The 20,839-nt window shown below is 38.7% G+C and carries 20 protein-coding genes; 19 read left to right on the forward strand and 1 reads right to left on the reverse strand.

The annotated features are described in order from the left end of the window. The first annotated feature begins 7 nt into the window (after positions 1-7). From K364_RS0100175 to K364_RS0100215, 9 genes are read left to right on the forward strand one after another with little or no spacing between them, the layout of a single operon-like run. On the forward strand, positions 8-1,054 hold the full coding sequence (locus tag K364_RS0100175; RefSeq protein ID WP_028306336.1) for a nucleotidyltransferase family protein: 1,047 nt from the start codon (positions 8-10) through the stop codon (positions 1,052-1,054). Further along, positions 1,051-1,962, forward strand: a complete 912-nt coding sequence (locus K364_RS0100180; protein WP_028306337.1) for a Gfo/Idh/MocA family protein — start codon at positions 1,051-1,053, stop codon at positions 1,960-1,962. Before K364_RS0100175 ends, K364_RS0100180 begins: the two co-directional genes overlap by 4 nt. Beyond that, on the forward strand, positions 1,959-2,666 hold the full coding sequence (locus K364_RS0100185) for an acylneuraminate cytidylyltransferase family protein (protein ID WP_035267345.1): 708 nt from the start codon (positions 1,959-1,961) through the stop codon (positions 2,664-2,666). The genes K364_RS0100180 and K364_RS0100185 overlap by 4 nt, the downstream gene beginning before the upstream one ends. Continuing rightward, positions 2,659-3,486: an SDR family oxidoreductase gene (locus tag K364_RS0100190; protein WP_028306339.1), complete on the forward strand. Its 828-nt coding sequence runs from the start codon at positions 2,659-2,661 to the stop codon at positions 3,484-3,486. Before K364_RS0100185 ends, K364_RS0100190 begins: the two co-directional genes overlap by 8 nt. Positions 3,487-3,508: 22 nt before the next feature. Beyond that, complete coding sequence (locus tag K364_RS0100195; protein WP_156946363.1) at positions 3,509-3,820, forward strand: hypothetical protein; 312 nt, start codon at positions 3,509-3,511, stop codon at positions 3,818-3,820. Then, positions 3,817-4,131, forward strand: coding sequence for a DUF8042 domain-containing protein (locus K364_RS0100200; protein ID WP_028306341.1), 315 nt, complete (start codon positions 3,817-3,819; stop codon positions 4,129-4,131). The genes K364_RS0100195 and K364_RS0100200 overlap by 4 nt, the downstream gene beginning before the upstream one ends. Further along, positions 4,131-6,089 carry a motility associated factor glycosyltransferase family protein gene (locus tag K364_RS0100205; RefSeq protein WP_028306342.1) on the forward strand — a complete coding sequence of 653 codons (1,959 nt, stop codon included), beginning with the start codon at positions 4,131-4,133 and terminating at the stop codon, positions 6,087-6,089. The genes K364_RS0100200 and K364_RS0100205 overlap by 1 nt, the downstream gene beginning before the upstream one ends. Further along, positions 6,076-6,447: a tetratricopeptide repeat protein gene (locus K364_RS0100210; RefSeq protein WP_028306343.1), complete on the forward strand. Its 372-nt coding sequence runs from the start codon at positions 6,076-6,078 to the stop codon at positions 6,445-6,447. The genes K364_RS0100205 and K364_RS0100210 overlap by 14 nt, the downstream gene beginning before the upstream one ends. After that, entirely contained in the window at positions 6,447-9,014 is a 2,568-nt protein-coding gene (locus K364_RS0100215; protein WP_028306344.1) for a glycosyltransferase family 2 protein, read from the forward strand. The genes K364_RS0100210 and K364_RS0100215 overlap by 1 nt, the downstream gene beginning before the upstream one ends. A gap of 73 nt (positions 9,015-9,087) precedes the next feature. Here K364_RS0100215 and K364_RS0100220 read toward each other — a convergent pair whose 3' ends face one another. Beyond that, positions 9,088-9,468: a DUF4183 domain-containing protein gene (locus K364_RS0100220; protein WP_028306345.1), complete on the reverse strand. Its 381-nt coding sequence runs from the start codon at positions 9,466-9,468 to the stop codon at positions 9,088-9,090. 238 nt (positions 9,469-9,706) lie between these two features. Between K364_RS0100220 and K364_RS0100225 the strand changes: the two genes are divergently transcribed. The 10 genes from K364_RS0100225 to spoVAC all read left to right on the forward strand — a co-directional run bounded on the left by K364_RS0100225 (position 9,707) and on the right by spoVAC (position 20,839). Next, positions 9,707-11,545, forward strand: coding sequence for a MutS family DNA mismatch repair protein (locus tag K364_RS0100225; protein WP_035267349.1), 1,839 nt, complete (start codon positions 9,707-9,709; stop codon positions 11,543-11,545). A 131-nt stretch (positions 11,546-11,676) separates the two neighbouring features. Then, complete coding sequence (locus K364_RS0100230) at positions 11,677-13,365, forward strand: glutamine--tRNA ligase/YqeY domain fusion protein (protein WP_028306347.1); 1,689 nt, start codon at positions 11,677-11,679, stop codon at positions 13,363-13,365. A gap of 198 nt (positions 13,366-13,563) precedes the next feature. Beyond that, positions 13,564-14,205 carry a GntR family transcriptional regulator gene (locus tag K364_RS0100235; RefSeq protein ID WP_028306348.1) on the forward strand — a complete coding sequence of 214 codons (642 nt, stop codon included), beginning with the start codon at positions 13,564-13,566 and terminating at the stop codon, positions 14,203-14,205. 239 nt (positions 14,206-14,444) lie between these two features. Then, entirely contained in the window at positions 14,445-14,831 is a 387-nt protein-coding gene (locus K364_RS0100240) for a GrdX family protein (protein WP_028306349.1), read from the forward strand. Positions 14,832-14,861: 30 nt separating this feature from the next. Then, entirely contained in the window at positions 14,862-16,148 is a 1,287-nt protein-coding gene (locus K364_RS0100245) for a glycine/sarcosine/betaine reductase component B subunit (protein ID WP_028306350.1), read from the forward strand. Positions 16,149-16,170: 22 nt separating this feature from the next. Continuing rightward, positions 16,171-17,604, forward strand: a complete 1,434-nt coding sequence (locus tag K364_RS0100250; RefSeq protein WP_084295409.1) for a glycine/betaine/sarcosine/D-proline family reductase selenoprotein B — start codon at positions 16,171-16,173, stop codon at positions 17,602-17,604. Positions 17,605-18,167: 563 nt separating this feature from the next. After that, the gene (locus K364_RS0100265; RefSeq protein WP_028306353.1) at positions 18,168-18,944 is read left to right on the forward strand and encodes an HAD family hydrolase; all 777 of its coding nucleotides are present in this window, start codon (positions 18,168-18,170) and stop codon (positions 18,942-18,944) included. A gap of 256 nt (positions 18,945-19,200) precedes the next feature. Next, positions 19,201-19,407, forward strand: a complete 207-nt coding sequence (locus tag K364_RS0100270) for a DUF1657 domain-containing protein (protein ID WP_028306354.1) — start codon at positions 19,201-19,203, stop codon at positions 19,405-19,407. Positions 19,408-19,421: 14 nt separating this feature from the next. Next, the gene (locus tag K364_RS0100275; RefSeq protein ID WP_028306355.1) at positions 19,422-20,279 is read left to right on the forward strand and encodes a DUF421 domain-containing protein; all 858 of its coding nucleotides are present in this window, start codon (positions 19,422-19,424) and stop codon (positions 20,277-20,279) included. A gap of 80 nt (positions 20,280-20,359) precedes the next feature. Continuing rightward, positions 20,360-20,839: a stage V sporulation protein AC gene (spoVAC, locus tag K364_RS0100280; protein WP_028306356.1), complete on the forward strand. Its 480-nt coding sequence runs from the start codon at positions 20,360-20,362 to the stop codon at positions 20,837-20,839.

The following is a 20,839-nucleotide window of genomic DNA, read 5'->3' on the forward strand; positions in this document are numbered from 1 at the left end:
ATTCAGCATGGACTGGAAAAAGGTATTAATACCACCCCAAACCAAAATCCAAGAAACCATTAAGATTATTGATTTGCATTCGTTACAAATTGCCCTTGTCATTAACAAGGATCATAAATTATTAGGCACTGTTACAGATGGAGATATTCGGCGAGGGATATTAAATGGAATACCATTGGATGCATCTGTGGAAAAGATCATGAATAAAAAACCTATTACTATTCCTAAGATCAAAGACAAGAAAAACATCCTGAACATCTTGAAAATAAATAAGCTTCGGCATCTTCCTGTGGTGGATGATACAGGCTGTGTAATAGGCATAGAAAGGTTAGAGGACTTACTAGATTCTTCTAAAAGTGAAAATTGGGTTGTTATAATGGCAGGGGGATTAGGCAGTAGACTCGGCCCATTAACAAATAATTGTCCCAAGCCCATGCTGCCAATTGGAGATAAACCCCTTTTAGAAATAATTCTAACCCAATTTATAGAACAGGGATTTCATCAGTTTTGTTTTTCAATTAATTATAAAGCAGAGCAAATCAAAACATTTTTTGGCGATGGCTCGAAATGGGGAGTATTTATTCATTATATTCATGAGGATAGAAAGATGGGAACAGTGGGTTCATTAAGCTTATTTCCAAAAAAAACAGAAAAACCAATTATTGTCATGAACGGAGATATTTTAACAAAAATCAATTTTGAACAATTAATTGCCTTTCATTTAGAACACCAGGGTCAAGCTACCGTTGCTGTGCGTGCTTATGATTTTCAGGTTCCTTATGGTGTAGTTAAAGTAAACAAGGATAGACTGATTGGATTTGAGGAAAAGCCAGTCTATACAAATTTTATAAACGCTGGAGTTTATGTGTTTGATCCAGCCGTTCTAGTTAAAATTCCTGGAAACTCCTATTTTGATATAAATCAATTACTAAATATTATGCTCACTACAGGTGAGCAAATAGCTATCTTTCCCATCCGAGAATATTGGATAGATATCGGGGAAATTAAAGACTTTAACCAGGCCAGGTTGGATTTTAATGAGGTATTCAAATGAATTGTGTCATTGTTGGTTTTGGTTCAATTGGGCAGAGGCATGCAAAAATTTTAAAGCTGCTTGGATGCAGAGTAGCGGTTGTTACTCATAGAAAAATTCAATTTCCTTTAACGTATTCAAGTTTAAGCAGAGCCCTATCACAAGAAAAACCAGAGTATATTATTATTGCTAACCAAACGGATAAACACTACCGCAGCTTAGTGGAGCTTGCCGCCTCTGGCTTTAATGGTATTGTTCTCGTAGAAAAACCACTTTTTCATGTTATCCAGGAGATCCCTGATAATAATTTTAAGGCGGCATATGTGGGGTATAACCTAAGGTTTCATCACATACTTCAGAAAATAGCCGAACTTATTAATAAAGACCGCACTTTATATACTCAAGTTTATGTGGGCCAGTATCTGCCCAAATGGAGGCCGGGTCGGGATTATAGTATGAGTTATTCAGCTAAAAAAGACCAGGGCGGCGGAGTTTTACTTGATCTTAGCCATGAATTAGACTATCTCAGGTGGTTTTTTGGGGAATGGAGCAGCATGGCTGCCATGGGTGGAAAGTATAGTTCACTTCAGATAGATAGTGATGATATGTATAGTCTGATGCTTGTCATGGAAAAATGCCCCATGGCACAAATACATGTAAATTATCTTGACCTTATTAGCAGAAGGGAAATAACTGTTATTACTGAGAAATACTCTATTAAAGCAGATCTGGTGCAGCAGACTCTACGAATTAATGAACAATTATTAGAATACAAATTTGACTGCGATTATACCTATTATATGCAGCATAAAGCAGTGATAAATGGGACAAATGCCCCGTTATGCACATTAGCAGAGGGTCTGAATGTCCTGGAGATGATAAATGCTGCTGAACAATCAGCAAAGCAAAGGAAATGGATAAACAAATGAAAAGGTTATGTACAATTTGTGCACGATCCGGTTCCAGGGGAGTGGTCAATAAGAATATTCGTCAGCTTGGGAATAAACCTCTTTTGGCTTATAGCATCTTGCAGGCCAGGGCATCCAAGTTATTTCAAACCATTGCAGTAAGCAGTGATTGTGATGAAATCTTAAATGCAGCTCATAAATGGGGAGTTGACTATCTTATTAAAAGACCTAAACCTCTTGCTGCAGACAACGCACCCAAAGTACCTGCCATCAAGCATTGTTTAGTGTCAGTAGAAGAATTAACTGGAGAAACCTTTGATATTATTGTTGACCTGGATGTGACATCTCCCCTTCGTTACGTTTCGGATATTACTGATGTAGTGAGGCTGCTTGAGACAAGGCAGATTTCCAATGTGATTACCGGAACTCCTGCTCATCACTCCCCCTATTTTAATATAGTAGAAATAGATAACCAGGGAACTGTAAAGCTCTCCAAGCCATTAGCAAAACCAATTATTTGCCGGCAGGATACACCAAAATGTTATGATTTAAATGCCTCTATCTATGCATGGCAAAGAGGAGCACTATTAAAAAATCAAACTATTTTTAATGATGATACTATACTTTATATCATGCCCATGGAGCGTTCTGTTGATATTGATTCAGAACTAGATTTTCAACTTGTGGAGCTATTAATGAGCAAAAGGGGTAAGGACATTGAATAGAACATCCTATAAAGAGCTGTTCAACCTGGAAGGTAAAACAGCCGTGGTCACAGGTGGTTTAGGAATATTGGGAAAACGTTTCTGTGCAGGATTGGCTGAGTTTGGAGCAAATGTAGCAGTAGTGGATTTAGATGAAAAAAGGACAAAAGCATTTGCACAGGAGTTAACGAAACATTACCAAAAAAAATCCATAGGTATTGCGTGTGATGTGTCTTCTCCAAGTGATGTCAAAGCCATGGTTGCCAGGGTGGTAGAGGAATTTGCTGAAATTCATATTTTGCATAATAATGCTGCTAGTAAATCAGCAGATTTAAATGCTTTTTTTGCTCCATTTGAGGAGTATTCTCTGGTGGAATGGCGGAACATCATGTCTGTTAATTTAGATGGAATGTTTCTTGCAGCTCAAGCTATTGGTTCTCAGATGATAAAGCAGGGCAAGGGTGGAAGCATAATCCAAACGTCCTCTATTTATGGGATACTGGGACCTGACCAGCGAATTTATGAGGGTTCCTATTATTTAGAGCGGAAAATAAATACCCCAGCTGTTTATTCTGCTTCCAAGGCGGCGGTAATCGGGTTGAGCAAATACCTGGCGGCCTACTGGGCAGATAAAAAAATTCGTGTCAATACACTAACTCCTGGCGGCAGTGAAAGTGGGCAGAACGATGTTTTTGTAAAGAAATATTCGGCTAGAACCCCTCTAGGCAGAATGGGGCGTCCAGATGAAATGGTAGCTGCCTTAATCTTTTTAGCATCAGAAGCATCTAGTTATGTTACAGGGCAAAACATTGTTGTAGATGGAGGATTAAGTGCCTGGTGATAATGAGGAGGGTAAGTCAGAAATGAGAATAAGGAAAAACGTCCAAGATTGTCATGAATTCTATTCTGTTGAGCTGCAAAAACGGGTTGCAGATGTATTTGAGTATACTTCTCAAATCATGGAAATAAGGAAGCTGCTGGCTGAAATCAAAAGGGAAGCTGAAAGCTTTCGGGCTCTTTTCTGGTCAGAGCAGGAGCTGCAAGAAAAAAGAGAAGCAGTAAGTCTGTTTGAAGCAAGAATGAAGGCTGCGGTTTATTACACCTTAAGAAATATTGAGGCATATCAAGATCATGGTTGGAAAGAATTGGTTAGAGAGGAAGAAGGCAAACGGTGAAAGAGTTAACTCCCTTTAAAAAAAAAGGTGGCAGACTTCAAAACTCTTTATGCTGCTCAATAAAGCATTTTAGAAAAGGTAATGACTCTTTAGGTTTAGACAGTTTTCTCAACAGCATGGATGATTTGGAAGATTTATTGGAGCTTCAGCAGTATACTGGAGACCTAAGGATGAAAATCCATGATATAGCACCGATGCTCCAAGCTCTCTATAAATCTATGAAAAATCAAGATTTGGTTGGCATGATTGATGTTTTAGAATTTACATTTTACCCTCTGACAAAAGAGTGGATTGAGGAATGTGATAAATAATGATAATGATATTAGCCAGAGAGAATCAAACAAAAGAAATGTTTAACAAGAACCTACAACTTTTAAGTCCATGGTTAAGAGAAACTGTCCTGAAAATAGATGAAAAGGAATTATGGGAGAAAGTGCAGGTCACATATGATAACGAAGGTTATCCCATATGCCGATACCATCAGGAGCATACTAGTTTTCTGATAACAAGTCAAAGACCCATCCAAGAAGCACAGCAATGGTCCGAGGCTATAGCTGTACAAGGGGCAGGGGCTATTTTTATGTATGGAAGCGGCTTTGGTTACTCCTTGTTTGAAATATTCAGAAGAAAACAGCCCCATACTCTGGTAGTTCTATTCGAACAGAATATTTATTTATTTGCAGCGATGCTGCATTACTTTGATTTGGAGCCCATTATCAGCACCCAGAAAATAGCTTTTCTTATTGGTGATATTGAATGTTTTGCCAGGGCATTTGACCAGCTATTTTTTAGTATTGTTTTTGCTAACTGTACTTCTCCTGTACTTGCCTTTACTCCCGTGGCACAAAGAAATTTTAAAGACCACTATATGCAAATTCATAAATATATTTTTTCTCAATTAGGGTTATTTGTCTTTTATATTGGAAATGACCATTTAGATAACCTGATTGGTCTCCATAATTTGTTGTCAAATACTAAAGAGATAGTGAAAAACCCTTACCTCAGCTGTTTAAAAGATAAATATCAAGATGTTCCGGCATTTATTATAGCCAATGGGCCGTCTTTGGATAAAAATATTCAACAATTAAAAAAGGTAAAAGATAAAGGACTAATTATATGTGCAGAATCGGCAATTATCCCCTTGATAAGAAATAATATTAAACCAGATATATTGACAATTATTGAACGGACAAAATACACATATACTTATCATTTTGAAAATATTGATTATCCTGAGGATATGGCTTTACTTTGCCTGGGTCTGGTGGATAAACGGGTGTATCCCTCCTTTTGCGGGGCAAAAATCCCCATATTCCGTCACATGGAAGCAATTAATCAATGGCTAAATAAACACCTTGGAGATGGAAGTGCCCTTGATGCAGGCGCTAATGTTTCTCACCTGGCTTTGGAGCTGGCTGTATATCTTGGAGCAAACCCAATTGTCTTTGTTGGACAGGATTATGCTTATGGGCCTGAAGGTATTACCCATAGTAAAGCTTCAGTTTATTTTGAAGAAAAGGGTAAGCGAGCAAGGGAGCTTTTAAAGTCAAAACCAATTATCCATGTGGAGAGTAATGAGGGAACAATGATTCCCTCCAATCAGTTGTGGACTGATTTTAAAAAAGGCTTGGAACACAAAATTGCTACCCATTCTCATAAAATAATCATTAACTCCACAGAGGGTGGGGCCAGAATTAAAGGAACCAGGTGTGAGCCGTTAGCTTACGCTATTAAAAAGTATTGTAACAGGCCCATACCCCATAAGGTCCATGAAGTAATTTCTCAAAATAAAAAGAAGGTTTCTGTCGCAGAAAGAAAACAAGGCTTATTAAGTTTTATAAAGAGCGTAGAGGGATATGCAGGATTGTTTCGTAAATTAAGGCAGGAGGCGACCCATGGCAGGTTGGCCTGTAGAGAAATGATACGTCTATCTCAAGAAAAAGATATTGCAAAACACCGCAACATTCTGGAAGAAACATATCAAAAGCATATTAATACATACCAACTCTTTATAGCAGACGACTTGTGTCGCTGTTTTTCACAACAGGTGATTTTTGTCTATTTTTATCTCATGAACCGCCTGGGATTGATTGACACGTCAGATAAAATAACAGAAATCTTTCGAATTCAGCATGACTTTTTCCATCACCTAAACATTGTTTGCCAAAGTGTATCCGTTCATCTAGAGGATGCAATAGAAACATTAAAGGGCGTATTAGAGGAATTGGACAACAGCGATTATAGAGGTGAAGATTATGAACAGTGTTGAAGATTTAGAAAGAAAACTGGATAAATTTCTAAAAGAACCAGATAATCCCCATCTCTGCAACCAGATTGGAGTGTTTCTTTATGAAGTGCAAGACTGGGAGGGTGCTTTAATTTATTTTCAAAGAGCTTATGAATTAAGCCCGCAAAATGAGGATATTTTATATAATTATGCCTCACTCCTATATCAACATGATAGGTGGCAGCAGGCTATCCATATCTATCAATTCTACTTGAAGCTGCAACCGGAGAATAAAGAGGTTATCCAAAAGGTGGGAGATGCCTATTATCAATTGGGGGAATATGAGGCCGCTGGGAAGATGTATGAACAACTCAAGAAAGTGGAGAAAGGGGAAGCTTAATGGGCAGGAAAAATCACTTAAGCCTGTGCATGCTAATAGAAAATGGTGAAAAACACCTTGGTACTTTACTGCAGGTTCTAAAAGAAGCTGTAGATGAAATAATAATTGTAGATATAGGCTTTAGCAATAAAACTATTGACATAGCAAAACAGGCAGGAGCTAGTGTTTATAAAATGAAATGGAAGAAGAATTATAGTGAGGCTAAAAACTTTTGCCTGGATATGGCTAAAGGAAGGTGGGTCTTGTTTCTCCAAGAAAATGAGACTATTTCTTTAGAACAAATAGAAAAGATTCGCCCTCTTTTAGAAAATCCAAATGTGGAAGGATATCTGCTATACATTGATTGTCTTTCGAAAAACTATGGCATTTCTTCCCCAGTCCAGTCCTTGCGCCTTTTTAGAAACCGTAAAGAATATGGTTTTCAGCATAGGGCATTTGAAAGGATTCCAGACGAGTGTTTAAGTAATATTAAAGATGCGGATATCAGAATTCTTCAACAAGCTGGCATCGACTTGCCTGGGGAGGCTTATTCACCTGGTCTGCTGTTAGAGGATGACTTACAAGAACATCCTGCGGATGCTTACCTGCAATATATTTATGGAATAGAGCTTTTAAACCAGAAGAGATATGAGGAAAGTGTAGTATATTTTAATAGTGCACGTAAAAATGTAAATATGGGCTGTTTATTTGCCCCACACCTATACAAGTGTTTAAGCTGGAATTTAATTGTCTTAAAGCGATTCACCAATGCTTTAGAAGTATTGGATGAAGGAGTAAAGTATTTTCCTCAATATACTGATCTCTTGGTTTTGCGGGCAGAGCTGCGGCAGCAATTTCAGCAGCATGGAGAGGCTATTCAAGATCTAAAAAGTGCCTTGAACATAAGACAGCATCATAATTCCATAGTACCTAGACCTGAAATAAATGTTTCCGTCATTTATGAAACCTTGGGTGAGGTTCATGAGGAGATATTTAATTATCAGCAGGCCCTTGCTTGTTACCAGTATGCTTATGATTTAAACAAGAGTAACCATAAACTTTTATATAAGATAGGTGATCTGGTTAAACTAACAAATTCTACCAATGAGCTGGAAAAACTTCTCAAAACATCCGTGGGGCAAAAAAATCTTGAGCAGCTGATAATACTTATGGAAATTCTTTTTCAGCAGCGGAAGTACTATGGAGTTTTAGAATATCTAGAATATCTAGAAACTATCCTGGGCCAGGGAGAGCAGACAGCAGGCATTAAAATTTCTTGCCATATAATGTTAGGGGAAATTGAAAAAGTAGATTTTTCAGGTATAGATAAAAATGGCCTTTTCTATAATCAGATACTATTACAACGAATAGAAAGTTATTGGTGTCATAATAAATGGTTGGAGGCTAGGGAATTACTAAAAGAAATGGACAAAATAGAAAGTATTGACCACCCAATCAAGGCTTTATATCATCAGCTCCATGGATTACTTACTGGAAAAAAGGCAAAATGCCAATCACTTACACAACAGGAATATGAAATTGTCAGTGCTGTAATGGAGAGTCTCCTATGGGCAGAGCAGGCAGAGAAAGCACAAATTCTAGTTTCCTTGTTGCTGCAAGCAGCGAAAGAGGAGCAATATATTAAATTAGCAGAACCTTGGGCTGAAAGAAATGATTATCATGTCATTGAAAAAATTTTTCGACGTATTTCTAATAAAGCGGGACAGCAGCAGTTTAAACAAAAAATTATCCAGCGATTGTTGAGTCATAATCACATAAAAGCTGCTCAAAGGCTTGGGGACTTAGGGGGGGCAGATGAGTTAGGAGTATTAGCATATTTACTTTGGGCCAGGGACTTCATGAAAAAACTAGAGGAGCTGATAGCAAGAGCACCTCAAAAAACCATAAAGACTGATGAAGTTATTCTGCAAGCACACACCAAGCCAAATCAGGCACTGCTAACCTTTTATCATGGTTTAAATATTGCCCAAAAAAACATGAAGAAAAGCACCTGTGAGGACGCTGCTTCAGAAATGAGCTGTGCTGAAGCACATATGCAAATTGGTGATTTTTATGCAGGAGCAGAGAAAAAAAAGGAGGCCCTCTCGGCCTATTTACGGGCATTGTTATGGGAACCTTTACATTACCTGGCACAAGAAAAAATCAGTAAGTTTTTCCAAGACAATCCAGACCAAATTCGGTCCTTTTTAGAGGGAAAGAGATGGGTTCTAGAAGGTGCCTGGTTTTACTCAAAAGACGTCTTTATAGAGTATATCCTTGGAGTTATTCATTTTAAAAACCAACAATTTGAGGAAGCGTTAGCTATTTTCCACAAGGTACAGGACGATAAAGACAGTTATCCTGTAACCCTGGCTTATACTATAGGTTGCTTTTGGCTTATGGGAAAAGAAGCAGAGGCTGAGAGGATTATAAGGCTGCTAAGTCAAACAGATGAGGTAATTTTATCATTTTTTCATATTTGTAAGAACCATGCCCTAGACAAGTTAAAACAAGGACAGCAGCTATATCCATATAGTGAGTTAATAATGATGGAAAATGAAAGGATACGAGCTGCTGCTCTTAACTAGGGGAACTTTATGATGTAATTTTAAATATAAAAAGGATGTGCTTTAAAGTAAACATCCTTTTTATATTTTTCTGCTATGTTGTTACTGTAGTTGTAGAAGTAGAAACGGGTGCAAAATTATTTACAGCTAAAGTTATAGGAGCACTAACTGGAACTGTGGAGCCCTGAGTTATAACTACTTGAGAACCCCCAGCACTGACTGTAAATAAGCTGGACTGTTGTAGAACACCGTTGACAAATAGTAAGTAATAACCATTGTCAGTTGAAACAGTTGTTAGATTACCTGTCATAGTATTACCAGCATCATCTGTAAAACGGACTGCCGGAATAGTGATGGTGGCAGAAGTTCTTTCAGCTGCTCTTAACTTATAAAAGTACTTTTCAACTTCCGGATTGGTGTCGGTATCTGTTGTAGTAACAGCATTCATAACCAGTTTAAATAATGTTGTAGCCAATTATATTCCTCCTTTCAGCATACAGATAGTATTGCAAATCTAAAAGCCCATACGTATCAACCATAATAGAGTCATGTATTAACATAAATTACCTGCCAATACATAATATGATAAAGTTTCTTTTATGTGCTAAATAAAATTAATCAGATTACATATTGAAGGTAAGGCATAACCATAAAAGGATTATATACCTTTTTGGCGAAAGTAAATTAAGATTAAGAAGCTGGAGGATAAATACTTGGAACTTAAACAACTATATACTAACCGGAAAAACAAATATACCGGGCAGGCTAAAAATCAGCAGCAAACTGTAAATTCTATCAGTCATTTAAGGCTGTTGGTCTTTGCTGCTGGAGCAGGATTGACGGCTTATTTATACTGGCTGCAAAAATACTATCTGGCAGCTGGAGTTTTCATTGTTGCAGCACTTTTGTTTGTATACCTGATTAAAATCCACCAGGATGCCAGGTATAAGCACAGGTTTTATTTGACCATGGCTTCAATAAATGCAGATGCTGTAAAGCGGGTGGAGGGAAAATGGACAGGGTTTAGGGATAAGGGTGAAGAGTTCATTGATGAGGATCACAGCTACAGCCAGGATCTGGATATCTTTGGGCAGGGTTCCTTGTTTCAATGGACCAGCTTTGCAACCACCTTTTGGGGCAGGCAAAGACTAGCAGAAACCATTGCAAATCCAATTAGCAGCAAGGATGAGATATATGCCAGGCAGAAGGCACTAGAGGAGATGGCAGCAAGATTAGATTGGAGGCAGAAGTTTTTTGCTGAAGGGCTCATGGCTTCAGGAGAAATGCATGATCCAGAGGATTTATGCTTCTGGGCGGAAGCGGGCAGTGATTTTTATCTAAAGAAGCATGTTATTGCAGGGTTTAGAATACTTCCCCTAGCAACCATGTCTTTTATTGTATTAAATGTCCTTGGTGTACTTTCCTATCATCTACCTGTAACTGCTGTTGTCATACATATCCTCCTGCTCATGTATCGGGGTAAGGAAAGAGCCAGGGTTTTCGAAATGGCTTATAAATACCGGGCCAATTTAAGGGCTTATACTAAACTCTTTGCCACCTTTGAAAATGAGGTTTTTAAAACAGACTATTTACGGAAACTTCAAAGGGGCCTTAGGGGCAAGGGGGGGAAAGGTGCCCACTCACAAATCAGCCACCTTGAAAAAATTGTTGATGCAATATCCAACAGGAACAATCAGTTTTATATTATTATCAATATCCTGCTATTATCAGATTACCAGAATCTTGCAAGGCTTGAGGGATGGAAGCACAGCTCGGGAGCAAGTCTGCGCCAGTGGTTTAAGATATTAGCCGAGGCAGAAGCAGTGGCCAGCTTATCCAATATCAGGCATGATAATCCCAAATGGGCATTTCCCATCATTGTTGAGGATGGGACCGGATTATGGGGCAAAGGAATGGGACATCCATTAATAACCCAGGGGAGAGTATGTAATGACCTTGCAATTGAAAAGTCCCAAGCTCTTTTGATAATTACAGGTTCCAACATGTCAGGAAAAAGTACCCTGCTGAGGACCGTTGGTATTAACCTGGTCCTGGCCTATTCGGGTTCTCCTGTCTGTGCAGAAGCTTTTCGCTGTTCCTTTATGGAGATTCATACTAGTATGAGGACAAGAGACAATCTTGAAAAGAACCTGTCCTCCTTTTACGCCGAACTTTTAAGAATCTCCAAAATTGTAAAAGCAGCAGAGAGGGCGGCAGAAGAAGGCACCCAGATTCTGGTGCTGTTGGATGAAATCTTTAAAGGAACAAATTCTGCAGATAGACACACTGGTGCCAGAATTCTCCTGAAAAAACTCAGCAGGGAGGGAGCCTTTGGCCTGGTGTCTACCCATGACCTTGAGTTAGGCTGCCTGGAGCACGAGGAAAACCTTGCCATGAAAAATTTTAATTTTCGGGAGCATTACCAGGATGGACAAATATTCTTTGACTACAAGCTCCGTCCTGGAGTATCAACTACCAGAAATGCAATGTATTTGATGAAAATGGTTGGAATAGATGTGGATAAAGAGCAAAATAAGGAGCAAAATGAATAAAAAACCATTTGGATATGATATAATAGTAAGATAATAAGATAACGAACCTTAAATAACGGGCTGGCAGCGGCTAGCATGGTGATTAGCCTCACATAAAAATGGTAAGAAGTGCCAAGGAGGAAAGGTAAAATATGTCATCAAACTTTATTCAAAATATTATAAATGAAGATATGAGGACTAACAAATATGGTGGGAGAGTTCACACGAGATTTCCGCCTGAGCCAAATGGATATTTACATATTGGACATGCCAAATCCATATGCTTGAACTTTGGGATTGCAGCAGCTAACGGGGGAAAATGCAACTTAAGGTTTGATGATACAAATCCCAGCAAGGAGGATGTGGAATTTGTTGATTCAATCATTGAGGACGTAAGGTGGTTGGGGTTTGATTGGGAAGACAGGATGTTCTATGCATCAGATTACTTTGAAGAGCTTTACCAGTGTGCAGTCCAGCTTATTGAAGATGGAAAGGCTTTTGTTTGTGATTTAAGCGCAGAAGAGATTAGAGAATACCGCGGCACCCTTACCCAGCCAGGCAAAAACAGTCCTTATCGTGACAGGACAGTTGAAGAAAACCTGCAGCTTTTTAAGGCCATGAGGGCAGGAGAATTTGCAGATGGCTCCCGGGTGCTTAGAGCAAGGATTGACATGGCATCACCCAATCTGAATATGCGGGATCCTGTATTATATAGAATATTAAGAGCTGTACATCATAGGACCGGGGACAAGTGGTGCATTTATCCAATGTATGATTATGCCCATCCCATATCTGATGCTATTGAAGGGATAACCCATTCTATCTGCACACTAGAATTTGAAGATCACAGACCCCTGTATGACTGGGTTTTAGATTCCCTGGAAGGATGCAAATTTTTTAAAAGCCGTCCACAGCAGATAGAATTTGCAAGGTTAAACCTGACCAATACAATTATGAGCAAACGCTATTTGAGGCAACTGGTAGAAGAAGGTTTTGTAGAGGGATGGGATGATCCCAGGATGCCTACCATTTCCGGGTTAAGAAGGAGAGGGTATACACCTGAAGCTATTAGAGACTTTTGTGACCGCATTGGTGTTGCAAAAAGCAACAGTATGGTTGATGTTGCAATGCTTGAGCACTGCATCAGGGAGGATTTAAATTACAAAGCTCCAAGGGTGATGGCAGTCCTCAAGGCCTTAAAAGTGGTCATTACAAACTATCCAGAGAAAAAGGTGGAAGACCTTGATGCTGAAATCAACCCGGAAAATCCTGAAATGGGCTCAAGGAAAATCCCTTTTTCCCGTGTGGTATACATTGAACAGGATGATTTTAGAGAAAATCCGCCCAAAAAATATTTTCGCCTTGCTCCAGGCAAAGAAGTAAGACTAAAACACGCCTATATTATTAAGTGTGAGAATGTTATTAAGGACGACAATGGAGAAATTGTTGAAATCCAGTGCACCTATGATCCGGCGACAAAAAGTGGGGAAGACACAAGCGGTAAAAAGGTCAAGGGAACCCTGCACTGGGTATCTGCCCAACATGCTTTAGAGGCTGAAGTACGTCTTTATGACTACCTCCTTGCAGATAACGGCACAGATGGTGAGGAAGAGGAGGAAAAGAAAGATTTTACCCAAAACTTAAACCCAAATTCTCTAGAGAAGCTTCCAAAGTGCTTTGTAGAACCCAGCTTAAAAGAAGCCAGGCCAGGAAATAAATATCAATTCCTAAGACAAGGTTATTTCTGTGCTGATAAGGATTCAACAGGTGAAAGATTAATTTTTAACAGGATAGTCTCCCTGCGTGACAGCTGGTCTAAAATCGAGCAGAAACTTAAATAGCTGTAAAAACAATAAAGCCCTGAAACACACTTGAATTAAGGTGTTCGGGGCTTTATCTAGTCAAGTACTTATTAATAGATTTCAATATATTGTCCATTATTAACTTCAATGGTATAATTATATGCAATGGGTTTTATTGAATGAAATTTCTGACTTTGTAGGATGTTTTTTGAGTTTGGGATTAAAGGGGATGGGTGTATGCCAAAAAAGTTACTAACCAATAACGAGATTTATGAAATACTAAAGGAGAGAATAATTCAGCTAGAATACAGTCCTGGAGAAATTCTTAATGAAAATGATATTGCAAATGAATTTGAATTGAGCAGGACACCTGTTAGAAAAATTTTTGATAAACTAAAAACCAATAAACTTCTAATTATAATTCCAAGATATGGTGCTCAGGTGGCACCCATTGATTTTAATTATATGAAGTCGGTTTTTGAAGTGGTCAGGCAGATAGAGGCTTTTGCTGCCAGGCTTGCTTCTGAAAGAATATCTGAAAAAGAGCTAAATGAATTAGAAGACATAATTGAACGTTTAAGGTGCTATAACATAGAAGAGGACTATAAACAGATTATCCTTGATGATGGTAATTTTCATAAGATTATTTTTGACAGCTGTCATAATCCATGTCTTTCTGATATACTGCACAATTTACATATGCATACAGAGAGACTTTGGTTTTATGTTCAAAGAAACATTACAGAAATCGATCTTTTTATTGTTACCCTTTCAAATATATTAAATGCTTTGAAAGCAAGAGACGGGGCCCAGGCAGAGTATTATGCCCGGGAGCATACAGATATGTTTGTGGAAAAAATAAAAGAGAAGCTTCTATGAAAATTACTTCCCTGATAATTAAAGAGTCAGGGGAGTTTTGTTTTATAAGTACCAATTTAAAATAGCATCTAAATTTTTCCTTGAGGTATCAAGATATTATAGTTATCTTGAAGGAAATTATTTAAAAATATAGAATACATATAAAGTACAATATAAAAACATAAAAAATACATTGAGTATTTCAGCGTTGATCATTTGATTGGTCACAGGCTAATTGACAATACTAAGGTTGAAAGGGGATGAGAGCTACGAATTACTTGATTATAACAAATAACCCGTTAGTATCAGATAAATATAAGGATAATTTTGAAGTATTTTTTGTTAATGGGAGTGTAGAGGACACTTTAATTAAGGTAAGGGATCTAGTTCATCAGGGTTATGTTTTAATAAATCATCCACTGCCTGCGAGTCTAAGAATGCTGTTTGCTCCTTATCGCTCAATTTCCGTTGAAAGACCAGGGGGTAAAATAAATCCAGTCCATGTTGACATTATTGAAGGAAGTATTGAAAAATATAAAAGGCACATGGCTGTACGCAGGGTAGACGAAGTAAATGCAGAGGACTACAAACTCATTGATTTGAAGCTTTTTGAATCTGGTATGAATTTTAAAATGGGTCTTGGATAATTATTTTATATATTTCAGGGGGTGACTATTTTGAAGTTAGAAATTGGCAGAATCAAGATTGATGACATCCAGTTTGGTGAAAAAACTGTTGTAGAGGTTGGGACCTTATTTGTAGACAAGGAAGCTTTAATTGCAAAATTAAAAGAGGATGAAAGAATTGCTGAAGTTGAGGTTGATATTGCACTGCCGGGGGAAAAGGTAAGAATCATACCTGTAAAAGATGTTATTGAACCAAGGGTAAAGGTTTCAGGACCAGGTGGTGGATTTCCTGGCGTAACGTCCAGGATGGCCCAGGTTGGGGAAGGAAGAACCCATGTGCTGTATGGTGCTGCTGTTGTAACTGTGGGTGATATAGTTGGTTTTCAAGAGGGTCTGATAGACATGTGGGGAGAAGGTGCAAAATACACACCCTTTTCCAAAACATGTAACCTGGTAGTTAACATTACCCCTGTGGACGGATTAGATCCACATGCCCATGAAGCTGCTGTTAGACTAGCGGGCCTTAAGGCAGCTGATTTTGTTGGTGAGGCTGGCAGAAATGTCAAGCCTGATGAAATATTAACCTATGAAATTGGGACTTTAAGTGAGGAAACTGCCAAAAACCCAAATCTACCTAAAGTAGCTTATGTGGAAATGCTCATTTCCCAGGGCTTGCTCCATGATGGATATGTATATGGGATTAATACCCAGCAGATACTGCCAACCCTTATACATCCAAATGAAGAATTGGATGGAGCAGTAATTAGTGGAAATTGCGTGGCAGCCTGCGATAAGATAACTACTTATCAGCATCAAAACAACTCGGTAATTCTTGATTTATATGAACAGCATGGAAAAGAGCTTAACTTTGTAGGAGTTATCCTCACTCCCGAGCATACCACAATGGATGGAAAAATCCTTGCCTGTGACTATACAGCCAAGCTGTGCAAGATGCTTGGAGTTGACGGGGCTATAGTTTCTGAGGAAGGCTATGGAAACCCAGATTCAGACCTGCTCATGATTTGCAAAAGACTTGAAAGCGCTGGCATTAAGACTGTATTGATAACAGATGAATGCACAGGTTGGGATGGCAGGTCCCAGCCATTGGCTGATACAGCACCAGAGGCAGTGGCTGTAGTTTCAGGAGGTAATGTTAGCCATTTAGTTACCTTACCACCTGCTAAAAAAGTCCTTGGAAACGTGGCAGCCATTAGTACCCTTGCAGGAGGATGGGATGGGTCATTAAAGGATAATGGTAAAATAATGTGTGAACTAAATGCAATAATTGGGTCTACTTCTGAAATTGGCTTCCATTATTGCACATGTAAACTATATTAAGAGTACGAAGGGAGGATGGGACATGTTAAACGAGGAAAAAGGCAAATTTAAAGTCTTATACTATGTGAATCAGTTTTTTGGTCAGGTTGGAGGAGAAGAAAAGGCTGGCATGGAGCCTATCTTTAAGCTTGAAGCAGTAGGACCTGCCCAGGGCTTTGCTGGTTTGATAAAAAGTGTTAAGCCCATGGATATTCCCCATGATGATCGCCCATGTACAGCGGCCAGGGATGCTAGAACAATTGATATAATGAAATCTGCAAATGAAGGGGGAGAGATTATAGGCACCATCATTTGTGGGGACAATTATTTTAATGAGAATAAAGAAAAAGCCCTGGAGTTTATTTTAAATATAGTAAGGGAAACCAGGCCGGATATTCTAGTAGCTGGACCGGCCTTTAATGCCGGCAGATATGGTATGGCCTGTGGTGAAATTGCCAATGCAGTTGTTGATCAGCTTAACATACCTGTTGTCACGGGCATGTATATTGAAAATCCAGGAGTGGAGCTATGCAAGGACAAGGCAATTGTGGTTAGTGTTGCCAGCTCTGCTGCTGGAATGAGAAAGGCGCTGCCTGCCATGGCTAATATTGTCAAGAAAGTTGCCATGGGTGTGGAACTAGGAGCACCAGAGGAAGAGGGCTATATTCCCCAGGGGATTAGAAAGACAGTATTTGCCAGCAAAAGGGGCTCTCAAAGGGCAGTAGAAATGCTGCTTAAGCGTCTCAAGGGCCAGGAATTTGAAACGGAGCTTCCAATGCCTGTCTTTGACATGGTAGAGCCTGCTCCGCCAATTAAGGACTTGAAGAAAGCTGCCATAGCATTAGTTACAAGCGGTGGAATGGTGCCAAAGGGTAACCCTGATAAGCTCCAGTCTGCTAGTGCTCAAAAATGGTGCAGGTATGATGTTAGTAAAAAGGACTCTTTGCAGCAGCCAGGATCACCGGATACTGTTGATGAGTTCTGCACCATACATGGAGGTTATGATCCCGTATATGCCAACAAGTTTCCCGACAGGGTAGCTCCCCTGGATATTCTTAAGAAAATGGCGGAGCAAAAGTACATTGGCAGGGTCCATGACTGGTTCTATACAACTACTGGTACTGGAACATCTGTAACAAATTCAGTCAAGTTCGGAAAAGAAATTGGCGCTGAATTAAAGCAGGCAGGTGTGGATGGAGTTATACTTACATCAACCTGAGGCACATGTACGCGTTGCGGTGCAACCATGGTAAAAGAAATTGAAAGGTATGGAATTCCCATTGTGCACATGGCTACAATTACTACAATTTCAAAATCAGTTGGAGCTAACAGGATAGTACCTACTGTCGCCATTCCCCATCCCGTTGGCAACCCTGCCCTTTCCAAGGAAGAGGAAGCAGAAGCCAGATACAATCTGGTTAAAAAGGCTGTAAATGCCCTTACTGCTGAGTTTACAGGCCCGACCTTATTTGAATAGTGAAAAATAACATAAGTTGGGGACATTCCTCAGCCTGAAAGTTAGACATTAAAAGAGGTCTGTCCCCTTACATACAATACTTTTTCTTATTATTTAAAATTATTGGTTTAATATACATAGCTCCTTGTATTGTTAGACTATAGAGTAGCTTGCCTAATAAATAATAGTAAAGAGTAAATAAGGGTAACTTAATAAAAGTATCAAGTTATTAAGGAGTGAACACAGCAATGGTAGGATGGGGTTTTGGTATGGAATACCAGATGCTTGTCTGGGGAATTGCGTTTCTTGGTGTAATAGGGATTTCAGTATATTTGCTTGTAAATTTACTAATGAAAAAAGTAAAATAGTCTGAACTAATCAGCAACTTAGGGTCCGTTGTAGAAGGTATTACGGACCTCTAGTACGTGGCAGAGTGAAACTTAGTTTTTTGAGGAGCCCAGGTTAAAATTTGGTTAAGAAAAAATAAAGATTTTATTGATTTTACCAAAGCATCTAATGATTATGTTATTATCTTGGTAGAAGCAGATGTACATATAAAGAAGCAGAGAGAGAGGATTTTAACCATGGCTGTTATAGAAGTCCAGGGAAAAAGATATGACATAGATGGCATGTTATTTGACAAGGATGGTACACTTTTAAATTTTGATAAGCTTTGGAGCCATTGGGTGAAGGTTTTCATTGGACAAATTATAGAAAGCCTTGGGAATAGATGTGACCTTAACTCCTTACAATGTGCAAAGAGCCTGGGATATGATTGGTTAACAGGTACATTTGACAAAAAGGGGCCCATGTTGACAGGTAATCTCCATGATATAGTATCTATCCTTTCCTTTGAACTGTATAAACAGGGTGTGCCCTGGAATGAAGCAGTTAGGATAGTTCAAATGAGCTATGAAAAAATAGAGGAAAGCACAGACTGGAGTGGGTGCATTAAGCCCCTGCCTGGGTTGATGCAGTTTTTGAGAAAGGCCAAAAGTTTGTCCCTGAAAATGGCAGTAGTTACTGCTGATGAGACTGCATCAGCAGTAAAACACCTGGAGTATTTAAAAATAAGGGATTTTTTCCAGGAGATTATAGGTGATGATCAGGTCCTTAAGGGAAAGCCTAACCCAGACATGGCCCTGCTTGCCTGTGAAAGGCTAAAGGGTAACCCGGGAAGATTTATAGTAATAGGTGACTCCAACGGTGATATGCAGATGGCAAAGAGTGCAGGAGCCCTTGCTGCAATAGGTGTTGATCTTGGAAGGGACCCTAAACATTTAAGGGATGCTGATCACATCATTACTGATTTTAATGAAATAACAATACTTTCCTCAAAAGCGCAAAAAAACGCTAGTTGAACAAAAAAGCCTGAGTTTTGCAGAAAATATAACAGCATATAGAAAGAATATAGAAAGAATATAGAAAGAATATAGAAAGAATAGAGAAACACCGGGGACTTAATATAGTTTCTGGTGTTTCTCTATTTATATTCCAAAGTTTTACAAGCAAAAAACCCTTTTGCTGTACTTATTAATAGTAAAATTTTGGTTATTTAATTTCAGGGAATTAGATTGTATTTGTTTAGGAATAATATTTTAGCAAGGAGGAATTTAAATGACCGTAATTTCTAAGGTGAAACAAACATTAGCTGCTTTAAAAGGTGTTAAGGGAACTCTGGACGTTTATGCAGCACAAACTGGGGACAAAGAAACAAGAGAGGTTTTTAGCGAGGTAGTACATATTTCTGAGGATATTATTGAGGATTTAGAAACTAGAATACAAAAGCTGGAATTTGAAGAGCCACAATATAAAGGCTATTAAGCGGGGGTTATCAGATGCAGGAATGGATAGAAATATTATTAAGAGCCATATTATTATTTGGTTTAGTACTTGGGGCAGTTAGGTTAATGGGTAAAAGACAGCCCTCAAGGATGACTGCCTTTCAATTTGTTAACTACATAGTAATTGCCATTATTACTGCTTTTCTGGTTTTAAATTTAATAGATACAGCCTTTGGAATTATAGCTCTTATAGTATGGATTGGACTGCCAATTGCTCTAGACTATCTTTCAATAAAAAGTAAGCTGGTTCATGACATGGTCCATGGGAAGGAAACAATATTAATCAAACAGGGCAAGATTATGGAAGAGAATCTTATGCAGACCAGACTTACAGGTGAAGATTTGCTAAGGGCATTAAGAGAAAAAAATGCATTTAATGCTGCAGATGTGGAGTTTGCCGTTATGGAAACAACAGGTGACATAAATGTCATGTTTAAGTCAGATAAAAAGCCTATTACATCCCATGATCTTGGTAGAAAAGTGGCACCTCAAACTGAACCCCAGACAGTTGTCTTGGATGGCAACATAATGGATGAACCCCTTGCCAACATGGGATTAAACAGGGGATGGTTAAAAAGCCAGCTGGAAGGCAAGGGTATATCTCTGGATAATGTTTTTATTGCCCAAATAGATACTGTGGGAGACTTATATATAGATACCTTTGATGATGCCATGCAGCTTCCCATGCCCAAAGTAAAAGAGTTGGTTTATACAAATTTAGAAAAGATTCATGCAGACCTGATAAGCTATTCACAGGACACGTTGAATCCTGAAGCTAAAGCCATGTATATGGAAAATGCACAAAAGGTTGAAAGCTTAAAGAAAAAACTTGAACCATATCTTATGCATTGAAAAACAATTACTTGTCTATATAAAACAAATATGTGGCATATTAAACCATAGATGTCCATGGATAGAAGGTGAATAAGCAAATGTCAAATTTAAAAAACAAAAAACTAACCCTTACCCAACAAGAGTATAAAAAGTTCGCCAAGGATAGAGAGCTTAAACGACCAGTATTAATGAATTCAATTAGAGCATTTATAGCCGGAGGATTAATTTGTACCCTTGGTCAGGGTCTAAAGTGGATGTATATGACCTACTTTAATTTTAACGAGGTTACAGCAGGCAACCCTACAGTAGCAACCTTAATTATTATTGCTGTATTGCTTACTGGACTAGGAGTATATGACCATATTGCCCAGTGGGCTGGTGCTGGAACGGCTGTGCCTGTCACTGGCTTTGCCAATGCGTTAGCATCAGCAGCCATAGAACATCGAAGTGAGGGTTTTGTTCTAGGTGTTGGAGGCAATATGTTTAAAGTGGCTGGGCCAGTAATTACTTATGGAGTTTTTTCAGCCTTTGTGCTAGCAATTATTGCTTTGATAATTCAAGGATTGGGTGGAATATAA

Origin of the sequence: Desulfitibacter alkalitolerans DSM 16504 (assembly GCF_000620305.1) — a bacterium.
GTDB lineage: Bacteria > Bacillota > DSM-16504 > Desulfitibacterales > Desulfitibacteraceae > Desulfitibacter > Desulfitibacter alkalitolerans.

Bases quoted from the DNA above. Each gene is read 5' to 3' on its own strand.
- K364_RS0100175 (WP_028306336.1), top strand. From the start codon at position 8: ATGGACTGGAAAAAGGTATTAATACCACCCCAAACCAAAATCCAAGAA.
- K364_RS0100180 (WP_028306337.1), top strand. From the start codon at position 1,051: ATGAATTGTGTCATTGTTGGTTTTGGTTCAATTGGGCAGAGGCATGCA.
- K364_RS0100185 (WP_035267345.1), top strand. From the start codon at position 1,959: ATGAAAAGGTTATGTACAATTTGTGCACGATCCGGTTCCAGGGGAGTG.
- K364_RS0100195 (WP_156946363.1), top strand. From the start codon at position 3,509: ATGAGAATAAGGAAAAACGTCCAAGATTGTCATGAATTCTATTCTGTT.
- K364_RS0100205 (WP_028306342.1), top strand. From the start codon at position 4,131: ATGATAATGATATTAGCCAGAGAGAATCAAACAAAAGAAATGTTTAAC.
- K364_RS0100210 (WP_028306343.1), top strand. From the start codon at position 6,076: ATGAACAGTGTTGAAGATTTAGAAAGAAAACTGGATAAATTTCTAAAA.
- K364_RS0100215 (WP_028306344.1), top strand. From the start codon at position 6,447: ATGGGCAGGAAAAATCACTTAAGCCTGTGCATGCTAATAGAAAATGGT.
- K364_RS0100230 (WP_028306347.1), top strand. From the start codon at position 11,677: ATGTCATCAAACTTTATTCAAAATATTATAAATGAAGATATGAGGACT.
- K364_RS0100235 (WP_028306348.1), top strand. From the start codon at position 13,564: ATGCCAAAAAAGTTACTAACCAATAACGAGATTTATGAAATACTAAAG.
- K364_RS0100240 (WP_028306349.1), top strand. From the start codon at position 14,445: ATGAGAGCTACGAATTACTTGATTATAACAAATAACCCGTTAGTATCA.
- K364_RS0100265 (WP_028306353.1), top strand. From the start codon at position 18,168: ATGGCTGTTATAGAAGTCCAGGGAAAAAGATATGACATAGATGGCATG.
- K364_RS0100270 (WP_028306354.1), top strand. From the start codon at position 19,201: ATGACCGTAATTTCTAAGGTGAAACAAACATTAGCTGCTTTAAAAGGT.
- K364_RS0100275 (WP_028306355.1), top strand. From the start codon at position 19,422: ATGCAGGAATGGATAGAAATATTATTAAGAGCCATATTATTATTTGGT.
- spoVAC (WP_028306356.1), top strand. From the start codon at position 20,360: ATGTCAAATTTAAAAAACAAAAAACTAACCCTTACCCAACAAGAGTAT.